The sequence below is a fragment of the Rhodococcus sp. KRD162 genome (assembly GCF_017168335.1).
Taxonomy (GTDB): Bacteria; Actinomycetota; Actinomycetes; order Mycobacteriales; family Mycobacteriaceae; genus Rhodococcoides.
On the sequence record NZ_JABFAU010000016.1, the window covers coordinates 261,518 to 278,673 of the forward strand.

Below are 17,156 nucleotides of genomic sequence, written 5' to 3' on the forward strand. Positions count from 1 at the left end.
GCCGTTCAATCAGCTCATCGGCCAAAGAATTCGTGATGTACTTGTCCGCATGGCCAACGCCGTCACGCTCCGAACACTGCTCGCATCACTGCACAGCGCGGTCGTCGAACTCGTCCTCGCCCCTGCCGGGATCGACATGACCGTCGGCTCGGTGGCGTTGCTCGACGCGGACGACCTCCGCCTGCCCCCCGGTGCCAGCGCCGATGTCACGCTGCTGGTGGGAGTGACCGAGGCCGAGGTGGTGCGCTGGCTCGACGATCTCGCGCTGCGCTCCACCGCCGACCGGCCGCTCGCAGTTCTGACCAAGGTCGCCGACTCGGCTGCGCTGACGCACGGAGCCCGCGAGACCGGTATCGCGTTGGTTGCCGTGCACCGGCAAACACGATGGGAACTGCTGCTGTCGATGACGCGCGGAGTGCTCGACCAAGTACGTGCGCACGACCCGGAGAACGACACCTTCGGGGCCGATACCGATCTGTACGAACTTGCGCAGACGGTCGCGTCACTGACCAAGGGCATGGTGAGCATCGAAGACGAGCGCTCACACGTGTTGGCCTACTCGGCGGCGGACGACGCAGCCGACGAACTGCGAACCCTGTCGATCCTCGGCAGAGAAGGACCCGCCGACTATCTGCGCCGACTGCACGAGCGCGGGGTGTTCGATCGCCTGCGTCGCACCGACGACGTCATCGACGTGCCCGCCGACCCCGAACTGGGGATTCGTCGACGCCTCGCGGTGGGAATTCGTCGTCTGACCGGTAGCTCGACGACTCTCGGGACCATCTGGGTGCAGGAGGGCCTCACTCCGCTCACCGGGGAAGCCGACGCGGTACTGCGCGGAGCCTCGGCTGTCGCAGCCCGGCTGATCACCCGCATCACCAACGCGCCGACCAACGAGACCCTGCAGATTCAGCGACTACTCGGGGCACGGGGCGGCGGAGTGGACGTGCCCTCGCTGGCGTCGGCGCTGTCGATCCCCACCTCCGGGTCCTCGGCAGTCGTCGGGTTCGCTCCCTGCGGCGACTTCGACATCGGCACCCTGGCACCGTCGATCCGTCTGCACGCCAGTGCTTTTCGACGTGAATCTCTGGTCACCACCATCGGTGCGAGAATCTACGCACTGTTTCCCGGGGTGGCGTCGGGCACCCCGATTTCGGCCTGGACCGCCGATGCCGTCGGCCGGATCGAGACGCGGACCTCGCTGGCCCTGCGTGCCGCGGTGGCCGCGCCGATCGCAGACCTCGAAGCCGTGGCCGTGGCCAGATTCGAGGTAGATCGGGTACTCGACGGCACCACCGGGGAGGTGCGTGTCACGACGCTCGAAGAGTCGAGAACATCGGTGCTGCTGGGGGAGATTCTCGAACTGATCGGCAACCACGAACAGTTGCGTGATCCGCGTATCGCCGCCCTCGACCGATACGACGCATCCAACGACGCGAGAATGAGGGAGAGTCTGGACATATACCTGGCGTGCTTCGGCGACGTTCGGTCCGCTGCCGAGTCTCTGCACGTTCACCCGAACACTCTGCGTTACCGTATCCGCCGCGTCGAGCAGATCCTCGAGCTCGATCTCACCGATCCCGATGCACGTCTGCTCGTCGAGATTCAGCTGCGGATGTGATTGTCCCACAAGGGGTTCGCTCGGACACGGACCCAGCTGTCCGGTGAGTCAGTGCAGCTCGTGAACCGACTGTTTGCCGCTCTTGAGCCAGCGACTCGGAAGCCGACCGACCAACTCTCCGAGCGGGTGAACCGCAGCGGAGAGTATCTCCACGGAATCCTGCAGGATGTCGATCGAAATGCTCATCCGCTCGATGTTCGGTGCCACCGCTGTCAGCGTCTCGGAGAGTTTGACCAACTGATCGAGTGGACCGCCCTTGGCCGTCAAGCGCTCGACGGCTCCGTCCTCGGCCAGCATCGTCTCGAGGATGCCGTCCTCGGCGATGGCGCGTTCGATCAGGCCGTCCTGACGTGTGAGTACCTCGAGCGGGCCGTCCGTGGCCGTGAGCCGTTCGAGCGGACCGTTGGTGGCGGTGATGCGGTCGAGCAGGCCGCCCTCGGCGAGCAGTCGCTCGAGCGGTCCGTCCTCGGCGAGTAGCCGATCCAGGGGCCCTCCCGGCGCGAGAATCCGTTCGACCGGCCCACCCGGAGCCAGCAGCCGTTCGAGGGTCCCGTCCTCGGAAGTGAGGCGATCGACGACGCCTCCCTGGGCGAGCAGGCGGTCGAGGGGCCCGCCCTCCTTGAGTGCATTGCCCAGGGCGCGGTCGTCGGAGGTGAGCTGACCGAGTTGGGTGAGAAGCTGCATCGTGCCGCCGCGCGGGTTGGCCAGCGAGGCCACGCCTGCAGTATTGGACGCGCCGGTTGCCAATGCCATCCGGGTGGTCGCCAGGGCAACCTCCGCGACGCCGACTGCCTGCTCGGCGATCGCGAGTCCGGCGCGCGCGGGCAGTGTGATCGCTGACACCCAGTTCATCGTCTTACTGTAACTGCTCGTAGCTCGGAAAATCAGTGAAGAACCTTCAGTCCGATAACGCATCCGACAATGCCGCGCAGGAGCGCAACTTTGAGCAGCGAGGCGGCCTCGGCCCCGGTGAGCATGGCGTACGTGACCGTCAGGGTGGCACCGATACCGACCCATACTGCGTAGGCGGTACCGGTGGGCAACGACCGCATCGCGATCGCGAGTCCGATCATGCTGAGCACCACCGCGACACCGAACACCACCGAGGGGCCGAGTTTGGTGAAGCCCTCGGATTTGCCGAGCGCGGTTGCCCAGATCGCTTCGAGAACGCCGGAGACGACGAGAATCAGCCAAGCCATGAGAGATCACTCCTCTGACACCGTCTTGTCTGAGCGGGTACGGTGCCCCTCGTCCGATTGTCGGAAGTGACTTGTACGATCGTACCAATTTAGGGCCGAAGTGGCCATATCAGTAGGCGTACGTGTTCTCCGGTGCCTCGATACGTTCTACCGACGAGACCGTCATCGTGGGCGTGAATGCCGTCTGCTCGGTGGCAGTAGCCGCGTCGACGGTCCCCGACACGCGCAGCCAGGTGCCCTCCGCAATGCCGTCGAGAGCGACGCGACCTGCATCGAGATGGATGCGAACGGACCTGGCGTCGGCCGCGCAGCAGATGATGAGAATGCGGGCGAGGTCGATGCCTTCTCTCGTGCCGTCGGCGCGCGGCGAGCCACCGTCTGCGGTGGCGACGGCGAATCCGGTGACGCGAATCTCCCGACCGTCGAGGCTGCCTTCGGTGTCCCTGACCGCGCGTTGGACGACCTCGAGGAGAGCAACCTCGGGCGCGTCCTCGTCCGGCAGGGGTGCAAACGCTGTCCTCTGACGATCGGCTGCCGAGGTGACGGATCGATCGCCGACGGCCGAGACGCCCAGCGCGGGCGGGGCGATGAACACGATGACCGCCAGCGGGACCAGAAGCAGCCAATACGGACGCGAATCATGATCGTGTCCGTCGTCGCCGGGCCCACCGCGGCGGATGTCGGCAACGATCGACGCAATCGCCAGGGCGACGATCACCACCCCGGCGGCCAGCAGATACGGGTGCAGCGACGGTTTGACGTATCGCACAAAGGTGCCGTCCAACGAGATCTTGACCGTGGCCCCGCCGAGGAACAGCAGCAGCAGATTCTGCACCTCACGTTTCATCGCGCACCCACCAACACGTAGCCGCTCACCGAGGCGCAGACGATTGCGACGACGAAGGTCAACGGGGCGAAGCGAGCAACGAAGCCGCGTCCGAAACTGCCCGCCTGCATCGCCATCAATTTCACGTCGACAGCAGGTCCGACCACCAGGAACACCAGCCGAGGCAACAGCGGCAGCATCGACATGCTGGCCGCGACGAATGCATCGGCCTCCGAGCACAGCGCCAGAATCACCGCCAGGACGGCCATGACCACGATGGAGAGCAGCAGCTGCCCAGCCAGATGCGCGAAGACCCAGTCCGGAACCACCAGGTGCAGCAGCGCGGCTGCCGCTGCTCCGAACACGAGAAACGCTCCGGCCTGGAGCAGGTCCGCCCTCGCAGACTCACGGAAGGTCTCCCACGGGGTGCCTTCGTGGCGGTGTTCGCGATCAGCGAGCCGTGCGGTGATCCACTCTGCCTTGCCGAATCTGGTCCACAGCCAACCCATCACCAGAGCGGTGGCCAGCGAGCCGAGGAACCGCGCGAGCACCATCGCCGGTTCGCCGGGGAAGGCCACTGCGGTCGAGACCAGGACGACAGGGTTGATCGCCGGTGCCGAGAGCAGAAATGCCAGAGCGGCAGAGGTAGGAACACCCTGATCCATCAACCGCCGCGAGACCGGCACCGCCCCGCACTCACAACCGGGCAACGCCATTCCCGCGAGACCGCTCACTCCGACCGCAGCGGTGGCGTTCTTCGGTACCACCTTCTGCAGCACACGGGGCGAGACGAACGCGGCGATGCCACCGCTGACGAGCACACCGAGCACCAGGAAAGGCGTCGCCTGGACGAAAATCCCGGTGAACACCGTCGTACCGGTCCGCAGCGCCGGGGACGACAGGACCCACCGGGAAGCGTCGGCACCGAAGACGATGCCCAACACGAGCAGAGTTGCGAATACGTGCATGGATGAGATCGGACGCCGAGCCCGCGGACGGGAGTCGGTGTTCGCATCGAGCATCGCTGCCATCATGCCCCCTCCTCGGTCTCGCTGTTTCGGCGACAGGCTCACAGCAACCTCACAGCGAGAGTGCAGCGAACCAGCAGTCTCGCGCGCGAAGATGGGTACCGTGAGCGAGACACCCGAGGCGAGAGTCCTGATAGTCGACGACGAGCCCACCATCGTCGAACTACTGTCGGTCAGTCTCAGGTTCCAGGGATTCGAGGTGGCGACGGCCTCGTCCGGCCCCGAGGCTCTGGACAAGGCCCGCAATTTCCGGCCCGAGGCCCTGATCCTCGACGTGATGATGCCCGGCATGGACGGCTTCGGGCTGCTTCGTCGCCTCCGCGCCGACGGGACCGACGCACCGGCACTGTTCCTGACGGCGCGCGATTCGGTGGACGACAAGGTGACCGGCCTGACCCTCGGTGCGGACGACTACGTCACCAAGCCGTTCTCCCTCGAAGAGGTGGTCGCCCGGCTCCGGGTGATTCTGCGGCGATGGGGCAAGGACGAGGACGCGCAACCGTCGCGAGTGGTGTTCGCGGACATCGAACTGGACGACGACACCCACGAGGTCTGGAAGGCAGGCGAGCCGATCTCCCTCTCACCCACCGAGTTCACGCTGTTGCGGTATTTCATGGTCAACGCGGGAACCGTGTTGAGCAAGCCGCGGATCCTCGATCATGTGTGGCACTACGATTTCGGCGGCGAAGTGGGAGTGGTGGAGTCCTACGTGTCCTACTTGCGACGCAAGGTCGACACAGGCGACACCCGCCTGATCCACACGCTGCGAGGAGTCGGATACGTCATGCGCCGGCCACGGTGAGGGGGCTTCGGGCACGGCTGCGACATCTCCCGCTGCGACTGACCTTGGTCGCGGCGCTGCTGCTTCTGGTCGGGGTGGGCCTGTTGGCGTCGGGAGTGGCGGTGACGACCTCGCTCGAGACGTCTCTGATGCGTCGCCTGGACAGCCAGCTGGTGGAGGCCTCCCGTGGGTGGGCGCAACCCGACGCCCGCCCGCTTCCGCCGCTGGACGAGCCGAACCCGGGTCGGCCCCCGTCGAACTTCTTCGTTCGCTCGGTGGCCACGGACGGTACCGTGCGCGGCCCGATCAACGATGTGGCCAACGACGGTCCGGACCTGTCGGGCCCGCCGTCGGCGATCCCGAAAACCGTCGGGTCCGAGGGTGACCCGTCGAAGCAGTGGCGGGTGATCACGGTGACCAACAGCGCAGGTTCGACCACCGTGGGAATGTCGCTCAGCGCCAATCAGATGACCGTCGGCAGGCTCGTGGTACTGCAGTTCTACATCGGCGCGGCCGTGTTGCTCGCGCTGGGTGTGATGGCCTACTTCGTGGTGCGACGCAGTCTTCGTCCCCTCCGCGAGGTGGAGACGACTGCGGCGGCCATCGCGGCCGGGGATCTGCATCGCCGCGTACCCGAATGGAGTGAGAAGACCGAGGTGGGTCGGTTGTCGGCGGCCCTGAACGGAATGCTCTCGCAGATCCAGCGCGCGTTCGCCGCAACCGCGGCCTCGGAGGAGGCGGCCCGTGCGTCGGAAGATCGGATGCGCAGATTCGTCGCCGATGCCAGCCACGAACTGCGCACGCCGCTGACGACGATCCGCGGATTCGCCGAACTGTATCGGCAGGGCGCGATGAGTGACATCTCGTTGCTGATGACGCGTATCGAAGGCGAGTCGGCGCGCATGGGTCTGCTCGTCGAGGACCTGCTCATGCTGGCCAGGCTCGATGCCCAACGCCCTCTCGACATGCGCCGGGTCGACGTGCTGACCATCGCCGCCGATGCCGTCCACGACGCCACGGCGATCTCGCCCGGCCGAGACATCACACTGAAAGTGATGGCAGAGCAAGGGATTCCCGAAGTCATCGGCGATGACCCACGGCTGCGTCAGGTGGTGGCGAACCTCGTCGGAAACGCGGTTCGGCACACCCCCGACACTGCGTCGATCACCGTATGCGTCGAGACGACCCGCTCGTCGGTGCTGCTCGACGTGCAGGACACCGGTCCCGGTCTCAGTGAAGACGAGGCAGCTCACGTCTTCGAGCGCTTCTATCGAGCGGACTCCTCGCGGACCCGCGAGAGTGGTGGCAGCGGTCTCGGGTTGTCGATCGTTGCGGCGTTGGTGGCCGCTCACAGTGGCACCGTGAGCGTGCAGAGCGTCCCGGGGAAGGGCGCGAGGTTCCGGGTCGAATTACCCCGCGCCGACGGCTGATTCGCGAGGACGGTTGATTTGCGAGGACGGTTGATTCGCGAGGACGGTGCCGTCGGCCCCGAGCGCTCGGCTCATCCGGTCGGACGCACTCATGCTCCGGACTTGACCAGCAGAACCGGAACCGGAATCTCGAGGAGCAGGCGTTGAATCGTCTGTCCCATCAGGAACTTGCCGACGGCCGAGCGATGGCGCGAGCCGACGACCAGGATGTCGGACTTGTGCTCCTCCACCAATGCCAACACGGTGCTCACGGCGTCGGGATCGGGTCGGCCCACTGCCACGGACCAGGTGACGGCACCGGCGTGATCGAGATCGCTCAACGCGGAGTCCACGGCAGTGGACACCGCCTGAGTCTCGACCGTCTCGGCAGCCGGTTCGGCAGATCCGGACAGTGCGTGCAGGACGACGAGATCGGTTTCTCGGATACGGGCCTCGCGAACCGCGGCCGCCAGGGCGGCGCGGCCCTCGGGTGCATTGTTGTGCAGTACGCCGACAGTCATGCGGTTTCTCCTACGAAGTGGGGGTGGGGTTCAGCCGAACGGAATCTGGCCGAGGACGACGCCGACGGCCAGCATGGCCAGGGACACGACCACCGCTCGCCACAGCACCTTCTTGTGGTGATCGGCCAACGAGACTCCGGCGAGGGTGACCAGCAGCAGGATGGCGGGAACCAGCGGGCTCTGCAGGTGCACGGGCTGGCCGGTGATCGAGGCACGGGCCATCTCGACGGGGTCGATGCCGTACTTGCCCGCAGTCTCGGTCAGCACCGGCAAGACCCCGAAGTAGAAGGCGTCGTTGGTCATGAAGAACGTCAGCGGGATGCTGAGAATGCCGGTGATGACGGCCAGGTACGGGCCCATACCGGACGGGATCACGTTGAGCAGCCACTCGGCCATGGCCTCGACCATTCCGGTGCCCTGGAAGACGCCGGTGAGGATCGCCGCAGCAAGAACCATCGCGACCACCGAGACGATGGAGGACGAATGCCGAGCGATCGCGTCGCCCTGCTCCTTGACCTTGGGGAAGTTGACCGTCAATGCGATCGAGGCCGCGATCATGAACAGCACCGGAATCGGGAGGACATCCATGACGAGGATGACGAGCAGGCTGACCGTCAGAGCAGCGTTGAACCACAGCAGCTTTGGGCGCAGAGTGGCGCGGTTGGGGTCGAGGCCGTCGAAGAACTGACCCGATTCGCCGTCGTCCGATCCACCGGTGCCCGCCCCGCCGGTTGCCGTGCCGCTCCTGCCGGTACTGCCGCCGCCACCACCGGAGGCCACCAGTTCGGGCTCGTAGATCAGCTTGCCGATGCGTCGGCGTTCCATGATGCCCAGGTGAACGGCGAAGAGCAGCACGATGATCAGGCCCACGATCATCGAGGGAACCATCGGAACGAAAACCTCGGACGGGGAGATTCCGAGAGCAGAAGCAGCGCGAACCGTCGGGCCGCCCCACGGAATGATGTTCATCGTGCCGTTGGCGAGACCGGCGACGACCGTCAGAATCACCGGGCTGACACCGAGTTTGAGATACAGCGGCAACAGGGCGGACGTGACGATGATGAACGTCGTCGAGCCGTCACCGTCCAGCGAGACGACCATGGCCAGAACAGCAGTTCCGACAACGAGTTTCATCGGATCGTTGCGAACGACCCGCAAGATGCCGCGGACCAGCGGATCGAAAAGTCCGACGTCGATCATGATTCCGAAGAAGATGATGGCGAAGAAGAGCAGGGCTGCAGTGGGGGCCAGGGACTTGATGCCGTCGGTGATCATATCGCCGATGCCGAGCCCGGCACCGGCCAGCAGACCGAAGATGACGGGTACGAGAGTGAGTGCGACGACGGGCGTTGCTCTCTTCGTCAGGATCAAGAACATGAAGGCGGCGACCATGAGGAAGCCGAGTATCACCAACATCGTGCACTCCTTGTCGAATGTGTGAGGTGGGTCCGGTCGGACTCGGTGTGTGACTGAAGTTACGTAACCGGCATCACAGGATCGCTGTTGTGCGCACTACCCGCGCAAGCGACGTAAAGAGCCTTTTGCGCATTGTGCTCACGGCCCGGAAGTGGAGCCTGCGGAATGACCCCAAAGGTGTGTTCTGGGCATAGCCTGGCCGAGTGCGATTGAGGACTCAGGTGCTGTTGTTGCAGGCCGCACTGGTGGCGGTGGCTCTGGCGGTGGCGTTCGGAGTGTTCGCGATCAGCAGTGGCAGGCAGGCGAGCGAGGAATACGGTGAACGCGCCCTCGCGGTCGCACGGACGGTGGCGTCGGATCCGCAGGTCCGCTCGCTCGTCGAGCAGTTCTCGGCCGCCGACACCGCGGGCACCGATGCCGCACCTGCGGGAGTGCTGGCAGGCGGGGCATTGCAACGCGCGGCCGAAGGTGCTCGGATTCGCACCGATGCCTTGTTCGTCGTCATCACCGATGATCGTGGTCTGCGGTTGGCGCATCCGGACCCCACCGTTCTCGGTCAACGGGTCAGCACCGACCCCTCGGGCGCGCTGGCCGGAAACGAGGTGGTCGAGCAGCAGCGCGGCACCCTCGGTGACTCCGTACGCGCGAAAGTGCCTGTGTTGGCGCTCGGTTCGAGGGACGTGGTGATCGGTGAAGTAAGCGTCGGTATTTCGACGACGGCCGTTCGCACGGAATTGTCGAAGGATCTGATCAACGGAGGGTTGGTCACCGGTGGCGTGCTGTTGTTGGGCCTGGTCGGTTCGATTCTGTTGGCGCGCAGATGGAAAAGACTGACCCTGGGGCTCGAGCCGGAGGAACTGGCCGAACTCGTGCGTGAACAGGAGGCCGTGCTGCACGGAATCGGGGAGGGCGTGGTGGCAATCGACCCGGACGGGGTGGTGACGGTCGTCAACGACGAGGCGCGCACGCTGCTCTCGATCGACGGCAGGCCGGGGATGCGGGTGGAGGACATCGGCCTGACCCCGCGGCTGCTCGAGGTCATCGAAAATCCGACGGCCGAGCCGGTGCTCGCCGCCGTGAACGAGGTGGTGGTCATTGCATCCGCCCGAAAAGTGCTGCGCGACAGCCGTGATCTGGGTACCGTGCTGACGGTGCGCGACCGGACCGATGTGGAAACCCTGACGCGTCAGCTCGACGCGGTGCAGTCGATGTCCGCCGTACTGCGCGCACAACGTCACGAGTTCGCGAACCGGATGCATCTGGTCAGTGGCTTGCTGCACGAGGGGCATCCGGATCGGGCCTCGCAGTACATCGACGACATCCTCGGAATCGGTTCGAGGTCGGAATCGATCGAGGGCATCGATGCCGTCGCCGATGCCTATCTTCGGTCGTTCCTGACAGCAAAGGCCGCACATGCGCGTGAGAGCGGAGTGCGGTTGGTGCTGGGCGAGAACACCTGGGTGGGCGGTGAGCTGGCCGTTCCGGTGGACGTGACCACGGTGCTGGGAAATCTCGTCGACAACGCGATCGACGCGGCACGGTTGGGGGTTCGTCGGCCGGCGGAGGTGGAAGTGGAACTGGTGCAGGATCATTCGACGCTGCACATCGTGGTCCTCGATTCCGGCGACGGCGTGGACATGCCATCGGATCAGGTGTTCGTCGAGGGTGTGTCGACGAAATCGACCGCAGAAACGCCCGGCGGCCGAGGAGTGGGCCTGGCCTTGAGTCGTCAGATCGCGCGTACCCGCGGCGGCGATGTGACTCTGGCCGATGTCGGCGGGCAGGTCACCGCGGACAACGGCAGAGGCGGCGCGGTGTTCATCGCGTCGATACCGGGTGCGCTACACGACAACGAGGTGTCGCAATGAGAGTTCTGGTGGTGGACGACGACTTTCGGGTGGCAGATCTGCACGCGGCACTGGTGAACTCGCTCGAGGGCTACGAGGTGGTCGCGGTGGCGACGAGTATCGCGCAGGCGCGTGAGCTGTTGGCGACCCGGTCGTTCGATCTGGCATTGGTCGACGTGTACCTGCCCGATGGCTCCGGCATCGAGCTGGTGCGCGAACTTCCGTGCGAGGCAATGGTGCTCTCTGCCGCCGCCGATCAGCCGACGGTGCGAGCTGCGATGATCGCGGGTGCCTGGACGTATCTGGTGAAGCCGTTTCCGCGCTCGGCATTGGTCGACCGTCTCACCGGCTACGTTGCCTACCGCGCTGCCCTCGATCGTTCGGAGGAGCTCGGTCAGGCCGATATCGACAGTGGACTCGACGCGCTGCGCCCACGCCCATCTGCCCCGACGCCGACCTCGCAGTCGGTCACCCGCGATCTGGTTCTCGACGCCGTCCGCGGTACGTCCGAGCCGATGTCGGCGGGCGAAGTTGCAGCCGCCATAGGGATTTCGCGGGCGACGGCGCAGCGCTACCTGGCAACACTGGTATCCAAGGGACGGCTGCGCATGCAGTTGCGCTACGGGTCCACCGGTCGACCGGAACAGGAGTATTCGTCAGTTCCTGGTTCGTGACGCCGCCACCACCACGGCTCCGAACACCGAGATCGCTGCGGTGACCAGGGCTGCGGTATTCCAGCCGTGTACCAGTGCGACAACGCCGCTGGCACTCGCGCCTACAGGAACTGCGACCACCGCGACGATGGTGACACCGATGGCAGAGCCCACGTAGCGCGCGGTGTTGTTCGCGCCACTGCCCATTCCTGCTCGCCCCGCGGGGACTCCGGCCACGGCCTCGCGTCCCAGTGCAGCGTTGAGTACCCCGCTGGCGACTCCGGCCACGAGTAGGCCGGGGAGCAGCCGTGGCCAGGATGCGTTCTCGGACAACCCTGTCAGCATCACCATCCCGATGGCGACGCCCACGAGACCGACGGCAAGTTGCGTGCGGCCACCGATCGAGGCGGGAAGTCTGCGGGCCAGCAAGGCGGTGACCACGGACGTGGCCGACCATCCGAACAACAGCAGGGCGGCACCGAGCGCATCGATCCCGAGCGCGATGCCGAGAAATCCTGACATGTACGACATCAACGCGATGATCCCACCGCCCGTGGCCAGCGCTGCAACCGTCGCAGCGACGAACGGCGGGTGCTGAAACAGAGCGAGGTCGAGCATCGCTGTTGTGCTTCGCAATTCGAAGACGACGAAGCCGACCAGCAGGAGTGCGGCGAGAACGAACAGCAGGATCGGGACGAGCGAGGTCCACCCCTGCCTGCCCTCGACCAATGCGGCCAACAATGCACCGACGCCCGTCGCCAACAGCAGTGCGCCGAGTGGGTCGAGCCCTCTGGGTGCGTCGGACGTGGATTCCTCGACGAGCAGATGTGCGGCCACGGTCAGCACGGCTGTGGCCACGGCCAGCACCACGTAGGCCTCGCGCCAACTCGCCCAGCGATCCAGGACGGCGGCCAGCAACGGGCCGAGCGCGATGCCGGCACCCACGCTTGCGCCCCATACTCCGCTGGCCTTGGCGCGAACGGGACCGGCCGGGTGGGTGTGCGCGATGATGCCCAGGCTCGATGCCATGACGGCAGCGCCGCCGAGGCCCTGCAGGATGCGGGCCAGCACGAAGGTCAGTGTGTTGGGGGCGATGGCGCAGACGACCGCGCCTAGGGCAAGCACCGCAGCACCGAGCACGAACGTGCGGCGACGACCGAAATCGTCGGCGACCGTTCCGGTGGTGAGCAACGCGGCTGCGAGACCGATGCTCATGGAACTGAGAATCCAGGTTCGTCCCGCGGCGTCCGACATCAGATCGGCCGCGGTGCTGTTGATGGTCGCGAGCGGCGCGGTGAACGCCATCAGCGTCAGCAGCGTGCCGAGGGCGGCGACAGACAGGGCTCGGGTGCTGTTCGCTGTGCCGGTGGGTGAGGGCGCGGAGTGGGTCATCTTCGTCCTTCTGGTCTGGTGATCGAACTGTAAACGCCCAACTTGGTTCGGTCAACAGACTGTAGGATCACGCCATGGCACTCGGAATCGACTATGCCCGCCAGGACTGCTCCCTGGCCCGCGCCCTCGAACTCGTCGGCGAGCGATGGACGATGCTCATCGTGCGTGACTGCTTCTTCGGCATCCGGCGCTTCGGCGACTTCCTGGTCCACCTCGATATCTCCAAAGCCGTCCTCACCCAACGACTCGGAGCACTCGTCGACGCCGGGATCCTCGAAAAACGAGCCCGCACCGCCGAGGGTGGACACGACGACTACGTCCCCACAGCCGCCCTCGAAGGACTGTGGCCCGCTCTGTTCGCCCTGACCTACTGGGGTGAGGAACAGACCGCGAAACCCGAAGGGCGGCGTCGGCGATTCCTGCACGCTCCCTGCGGAACCGACCTCGGACCACTGGGACTGTGCCCCGAATGCGGCGTGGCACCGGGCCCGCAGGACATCGACACCGACATCGGACCCGGTTACGACCCCGACACTCGATCCGACGAGGTGTCGATGCAACTACGAACGCGTCGACGGCTACTCGAGCCCCTGCGCTGAGCGAGAGTCAGTCCGGCACGTGTGCCGCGTGGCCGAGATCGCGCAGGGCCGCCCGCAGCGTGCTCGCGGCCTCGTCCTGCGACTCCGGTGAAGGGTTCGGATCCGCTCCGGAGATGTCGAAGTTCCCCATCTCGTACGCCGGGAACACGTGCAGGTGCAGATGCGGCACCTCGAGTCCGGCAATCAGCAGTCCGGCGCGGGGCGCGTCGAACGCCGTCCGGACGGCCTGGCCGACGATCTGCGCGACGGCAGTGACCTTGGCGAACACGGCACCGTCCACGTCCTGCCACTGGTCGATCTCCTCCCGAGGCACCACCAACGTGTGGCCCTGGGTGACCGGGGCGATCGTCAGAAACGCGACCACATCGTCGTCCTGCCAGACGAAGCGACCCGGAATCTCGCCGGCGATGATCTTGCTGAAAATGGAAGCCATGGGAACAGGATGCCTCATACAAGGTCCTGTTCACCGGTCACTCCACAGGTTGCGCTCCTGACTCCCTGCTGCCCTGCTGCCCTCCCAGGTGATTGCCAGGTTCATCGCAGGCAGGGTCCAGCTCTGCACCCGAGCCTTGTCGACATGACAACGAATTCCCTCGCCCGAGCAGCAGGCCCGCGGCCCGGCTCGAACACCACTGCCACGCTCGAGGTGGTCATCCCGGTCTACAACGAAGAGGCCGACCTGGAACAGTGCATTCGTCGTCTCCATGAGCATCTCGAGGACCGGATCCCGTTTCGGTCGAGCATCACCATCGCCGACAACGCCAGCACCGACGGCACCCTCACCGTCGCGCATCGTCTCGCCGAGCAGATCGACGGAGTTCGAGTCCGTCATCTGGACGAGAAAGGCCGCGGACGCGCACTCAAGGCAGTGTGGTCGACATCGACGGCAGATGTCGTGGCCTACATGGATGTCGACCTCTCGACCGACCTCAACGCGCTGATGCCGCTGATCGCACCGCTGATGTCCGGGCACTCGGACCTCGCGATCGGATCGCGGTTGAACCGATCATCTCGGGTAGTCCGCGGAGCCAAACGTGAGTTCATCTCGCGCAGTTACAATCTCATTCTGCGTACCTCGCTGCGCGCGCGATTCTCCGATGCCCAGTGCGGCTTCAAGGCCATGCGCACCGACGTGGCCCGGCAATTGCTGCCGCTCGTCGAAGACACCGGATGGTTCTTCGACACCGAATTGCTCGTCATCGCAGAGAAAGTCGGGCTGCGGATTCACGAAGTACCCGTTGACTGGGTCGACGATCCGAACAGCAGCGTCGACATCGTCGACACCGCCGTCGAGGACTTGCGGGGGTGCTGGCGCGTCGGTCGCGCGCTGGCCACCGGAGTGCTGCCCGTCGCCGAACTACGCCGGAGCCTGGGCCGGGAACCGCTCGTACCCGGTGTGCCGCACGGAATGATCAGCCAGATGGTGAGATTCGGCATCATCGGTATCGCCAGCACCGTCGCCTACGCTCTGCTGTACCTCGTGCTGCACCCGTTGATCGGGGCCCAGGCCGCGAACTTCGTCGGGTTGCTGATCACTGCGGTACTCAATACAGCGGCCAACCGCGCCTTCACCTTCGGGGTGAGAGGCTCCGACGGGGCAGGCAAGCATCAACTGCAAGGGCTGGTGATCTTCGGCTTCGCCCTCGTCGTCACCAGCGGGTCGCTCGCAGTGCTGCATGCCTGGGCTCCCGGCGTCGACCGGCACGTCGAACTCGCCGTCCTCATCGTTGCCAACCTCGTGGCCACCGTGTGCCGATTCGTAGCTCTGCGATGGGTCTTCCGTAACCCGGAGTCGGCGCTCGCACCGACCACGGTGGAGCCGAGCCGATGACGACGACGATCGAGCGGCCCTCACCGGCCGCGGAATCCGCGCCCGCGACCTCCCCCCGGTGGGAATGGATCGCAACCGCTGCGCTGTTGGTCGGCACCGGTGTCGCCTACCTCTGGGACCTCGGAGCGTCGGGCTGGGCCAATTCTTTCTATTCTGCTGCCGTACAAGCAGGTTCGGTGTCCTGGAAGGCCTTCTTCTTCGGATCCTCCGATGCCGGCAATTCGATCACCGTCGACAAGCCGCCGATGTCACTGTGGCTGATGTCGCTGTCGGTGCGTCTGTTCGGGCTCAGTACCTGGGCGATGCTGGTGCCGCAGGTACTGCTCGGCGTCGCCTCGGTGGCACTGCTCCGCGCCACCGTCAAGCGCCACTTCGGCGCCGCCGCAGGCTTGCTCGCCGGCCTGGTACTGGCCCTCACCCCGGTCGCGGCACTGATGTTCCGGTTCAACAACCCCGATGCGTTGCTCGTACTACTGATGATCGCGGCGGTCTGGGCCCTGCTGCGCGGTGTCGAGACCGGAAAGACCACGTGGCTGTTGCTCACCGGGATGTTCGTCGGATTCGGATTCCTCACCAAGCAACTCCAGGTGATGCTCGTGGTGCCGCCGCTGGCGCTGACCTACCTGATTGCCGGACCGCCCAAGCTCGTCACCCGAGTGCTGCAGCTGTTCGGCGCGCTCGGTGCGATGATCGTCTCGGCCGGATGGTGGCTGCTGATCGTCGAATTCTGGCCCGCATCCTCACGGCCGTGGGTCGGTGGATCGCAGAACAATTCGATCCTCGAGCTCACGTTCGGCTACAACGGATTCGGCCGGCTCAGCGGCGACGAGACCGGAAGCGTCACCCGCGGTGGCTTCGGGGGTGCGGGTGGCGGCTCGATGTGGGGCGAAACCGGCATCTCCCGCATGTTCGACGCCTCCCAGGGCGGCCAGATCGCCTGGCTGATCCCGGCGGCGCTGATTCTGCTGGTGGTCGGACTCGTGTTGTGCGGCAGATCTCCTCGATCGAACGGTCGGCGTGCGTCGTTGATCGTCTGGGGTTCGTGGGTGCTCGTCACCGGTCTGACGTTCAGCTTCATGGCGGGGATCTTCCATGCGTACTACACAGTTGCACTCTCGCCTGCCATTGCCGCGCTGATCGGCATCGGCAGTGTGATGGCGTGGCGTCGGCGCGAGAGGTGGTGGGTGCGGACCGCGATGGCGGTCGCGGTGGCGGCGACGGTTGCGATGGCCTGGGTGTTGCTCGGGCGCAGTGCGAGTTTCGTGCCGTGGCTGAAGTGGACGATCGTCGTCGTCGGAGTGCTCGCCGCGACGGCCCTGCTGATCCCCGCCCTGACCCGTGGCCGGTTGGCGGCAGTGTCGATCCTTGCGGTGATGTTCGCCGGCCTGGCCGGTCCGACGGCGTACGCGGCCGACACGATCGTCACCCCGCACACCGGATCGATCGTCTCGGCCGGGCCGAGCACCGGCATGCGCGGATTCGGCGGCACGGGCATGGGCAAGGGCATGGGCGAGGGCCACGGAGGCCGAGGTGCCATTCCTGCCGGTATGCAACTGCCGGCCGGATTCCCCGGTCGCACCGGGGCTCCCGGGCAGGCACCCGCAGCCGGTCATGTGTCGGAGATCGGCCGCGGGATGGGTGGTCTGCTCGAGGCCAGCACACCCACGGCAGCGATCACAGCCATGCTCGAGCAGAACGCGGATTCGTACACCTGGGTGGCGGCGACCGTCGGAGCCAACACCGCCGCGGGGTACCAACTGGCCACCGAGGATCCCGTCATGCCCGTGGGCGGATTCAACGGCACCGATCCCTCGCCGACACTCGCCGAATTCGAGCAGTACGTCGCCGACGGACGGATCCACTACTTCATCGGCGGTGCCGTCCCGGGAATGCAGTCGGGTACCTCGGCTGCGATATCGGCCTGGGTCGCCGAGAACTTCACCGCGACCACGGTCGACAGCGTGACGTTCTACGACCTCTCGAAGTAACACCGGACCACCACGAAAGAGCCCCGCACCATGACAGGTGCGGGG

General features: G+C 65.8%; 16 protein-coding genes and 1 riboswitch. Of the genes, 8 read left to right on the forward strand and 8 right to left on the reverse strand.

The features are described 5' to 3' along the window. The first annotated feature begins 49 nt into the window (after positions 1–49). Positions 50–1,621 carry a CdaR family transcriptional regulator gene (locus tag J1M87_RS23415; RefSeq protein WP_206492190.1) on the forward strand — a complete coding sequence of 524 codons (1,572 nt, stop codon included), beginning with the start codon at positions 50–52 and terminating at the stop codon, positions 1,619–1,621. A 48-nt stretch (positions 1,622–1,669) separates the two neighbouring features. On the opposite strand, the gene J1M87_RS23420 is transcribed toward J1M87_RS23415, so the two are convergent. The 4 genes from J1M87_RS23420 to J1M87_RS23435 form a co-directional block, all read right to left on the reverse strand. Continuing rightward, positions 1,670–2,473 (reverse strand): ABC transporter, encoded by an 804-nt coding sequence (locus J1M87_RS23420; protein WP_206492191.1) that lies wholly within the window; start codon positions 2,471–2,473, stop codon positions 1,670–1,672. 32 nt (positions 2,474–2,505) lie between these two features. Continuing rightward, a complete protein-coding gene (locus J1M87_RS23425) occupies positions 2,506–2,820 on the reverse strand; it encodes a multidrug efflux SMR transporter (protein ID WP_206492192.1) in 315 nt (104 codons plus the stop codon). Positions 2,821–2,834: 14 nt separating this feature from the next. Further along, positions 2,835–2,896: riboswitch (guanidine-III (ykkC-III) riboswitch) on the reverse strand. Between the two features lie 33 nt (positions 2,897–2,929). Then, the gene (locus tag J1M87_RS23430; protein ID WP_206492193.1) at positions 2,930–3,667 is read right to left on the reverse strand and encodes a TIGR03943 family protein; all 738 of its coding nucleotides are present in this window, start codon (positions 3,665–3,667) and stop codon (positions 2,930–2,932) included. Beyond that, positions 3,664–4,668 carry a permease gene (locus J1M87_RS23435; RefSeq protein ID WP_206492256.1) on the reverse strand — a complete coding sequence of 335 codons (1,005 nt, stop codon included), beginning with the start codon at positions 4,666–4,668 and terminating at the stop codon, positions 3,664–3,666. The genes J1M87_RS23430 and J1M87_RS23435 overlap by 4 nt, the downstream gene beginning before the upstream one ends. Positions 4,669–4,768: 100 nt before the next feature. Between J1M87_RS23435 and J1M87_RS23440 the strand changes: the two genes are divergently transcribed. Both J1M87_RS23440 and J1M87_RS23445 read left to right on the forward strand, forming a co-directional pair. Further along, positions 4,769–5,476 (forward strand): response regulator transcription factor, encoded by a 708-nt coding sequence (locus J1M87_RS23440; RefSeq protein WP_206492194.1) that lies wholly within the window; start codon positions 4,769–4,771, stop codon positions 5,474–5,476. Beyond that, a complete protein-coding gene (locus J1M87_RS23445) occupies positions 5,473–6,885 on the forward strand; it encodes a HAMP domain-containing sensor histidine kinase (protein WP_307830913.1) in 1,413 nt (470 codons plus the stop codon). Before J1M87_RS23440 ends, J1M87_RS23445 begins: the two co-directional genes overlap by 4 nt. An 89-nt stretch (positions 6,886–6,974) precedes the next feature. Here the strand turns inward: J1M87_RS23445 and J1M87_RS23450 are convergent, their stop codons facing one another. Together J1M87_RS23450 and J1M87_RS23455 are read right to left on the reverse strand one after the other, a co-directional pair. Then, the gene (locus tag J1M87_RS23450) at positions 6,975–7,385 is read right to left on the reverse strand and encodes a universal stress protein (protein WP_206492195.1); all 411 of its coding nucleotides are present in this window, start codon (positions 7,383–7,385) and stop codon (positions 6,975–6,977) included. 30 nt (positions 7,386–7,415) lie between these two features. Then, positions 7,416–8,801: a CitMHS family transporter gene (locus J1M87_RS23455; RefSeq protein WP_206492196.1), complete on the reverse strand. Its 1,386-nt coding sequence runs from the start codon at positions 8,799–8,801 to the stop codon at positions 7,416–7,418. Positions 8,802–9,004: 203 nt separating this feature from the next. On the opposite strand from J1M87_RS23455, the gene J1M87_RS23460 reads away from it, so the two are divergent. Continuing rightward, positions 9,005–10,669, forward strand: a complete 1,665-nt coding sequence (locus tag J1M87_RS23460) for a sensor histidine kinase (RefSeq protein ID WP_206492197.1) — start codon at positions 9,005–9,007, stop codon at positions 10,667–10,669. Beyond that, positions 10,666–11,322 carry a response regulator gene (locus tag J1M87_RS23465; RefSeq protein WP_206492198.1) on the forward strand — a complete coding sequence of 219 codons (657 nt, stop codon included), beginning with the start codon at positions 10,666–10,668 and terminating at the stop codon, positions 11,320–11,322. The genes J1M87_RS23460 and J1M87_RS23465 overlap by 4 nt, the downstream gene beginning before the upstream one ends. Here the strand turns inward: J1M87_RS23465 and J1M87_RS23470 are convergent. After that, positions 11,305–12,693 carry an MFS transporter gene (locus tag J1M87_RS23470; RefSeq protein ID WP_206492199.1) on the reverse strand — a complete coding sequence of 463 codons (1,389 nt, stop codon included), beginning with the start codon at positions 12,691–12,693 and terminating at the stop codon, positions 11,305–11,307. The two genes, J1M87_RS23465 and J1M87_RS23470, sit on opposite strands and share 18 nt — an antisense overlap. Positions 12,694–12,767: 74 nt before the next feature. On the opposite strand from J1M87_RS23470, the gene J1M87_RS23475 reads away from it, so the two are divergent. Next, complete coding sequence (locus J1M87_RS23475; protein WP_206492200.1) at positions 12,768–13,292, forward strand: helix-turn-helix domain-containing protein; 525 nt, start codon at positions 12,768–12,770, stop codon at positions 13,290–13,292. Positions 13,293–13,299: 7 nt separating this feature from the next. Here the strand turns inward: J1M87_RS23475 and J1M87_RS23480 are convergent, their stop codons facing one another. After that, a complete protein-coding gene (locus tag J1M87_RS23480) occupies positions 13,300–13,725 on the reverse strand; it encodes an HIT family protein (RefSeq protein ID WP_206492201.1) in 426 nt (141 codons plus the stop codon). A 144-nt stretch (positions 13,726–13,869) separates the two neighbouring features. Here J1M87_RS23480 and J1M87_RS23485 point away from each other — a divergent pair, with 144 nt between their 5' ends. Continuing rightward, a complete protein-coding gene (locus J1M87_RS23485; RefSeq protein ID WP_206492202.1) occupies positions 13,870–15,123 on the forward strand; it encodes a bifunctional glycosyltransferase family 2/GtrA family protein in 1,254 nt (417 codons plus the stop codon). Continuing rightward, entirely contained in the window at positions 15,120–17,111 is a 1,992-nt protein-coding gene (locus tag J1M87_RS23490; protein WP_206492203.1) for a glycosyltransferase family 39 protein, read from the forward strand. The genes J1M87_RS23485 and J1M87_RS23490 overlap by 4 nt, the downstream gene beginning before the upstream one ends. Positions 17,112–17,156: the final 45 nt, after the last annotated feature.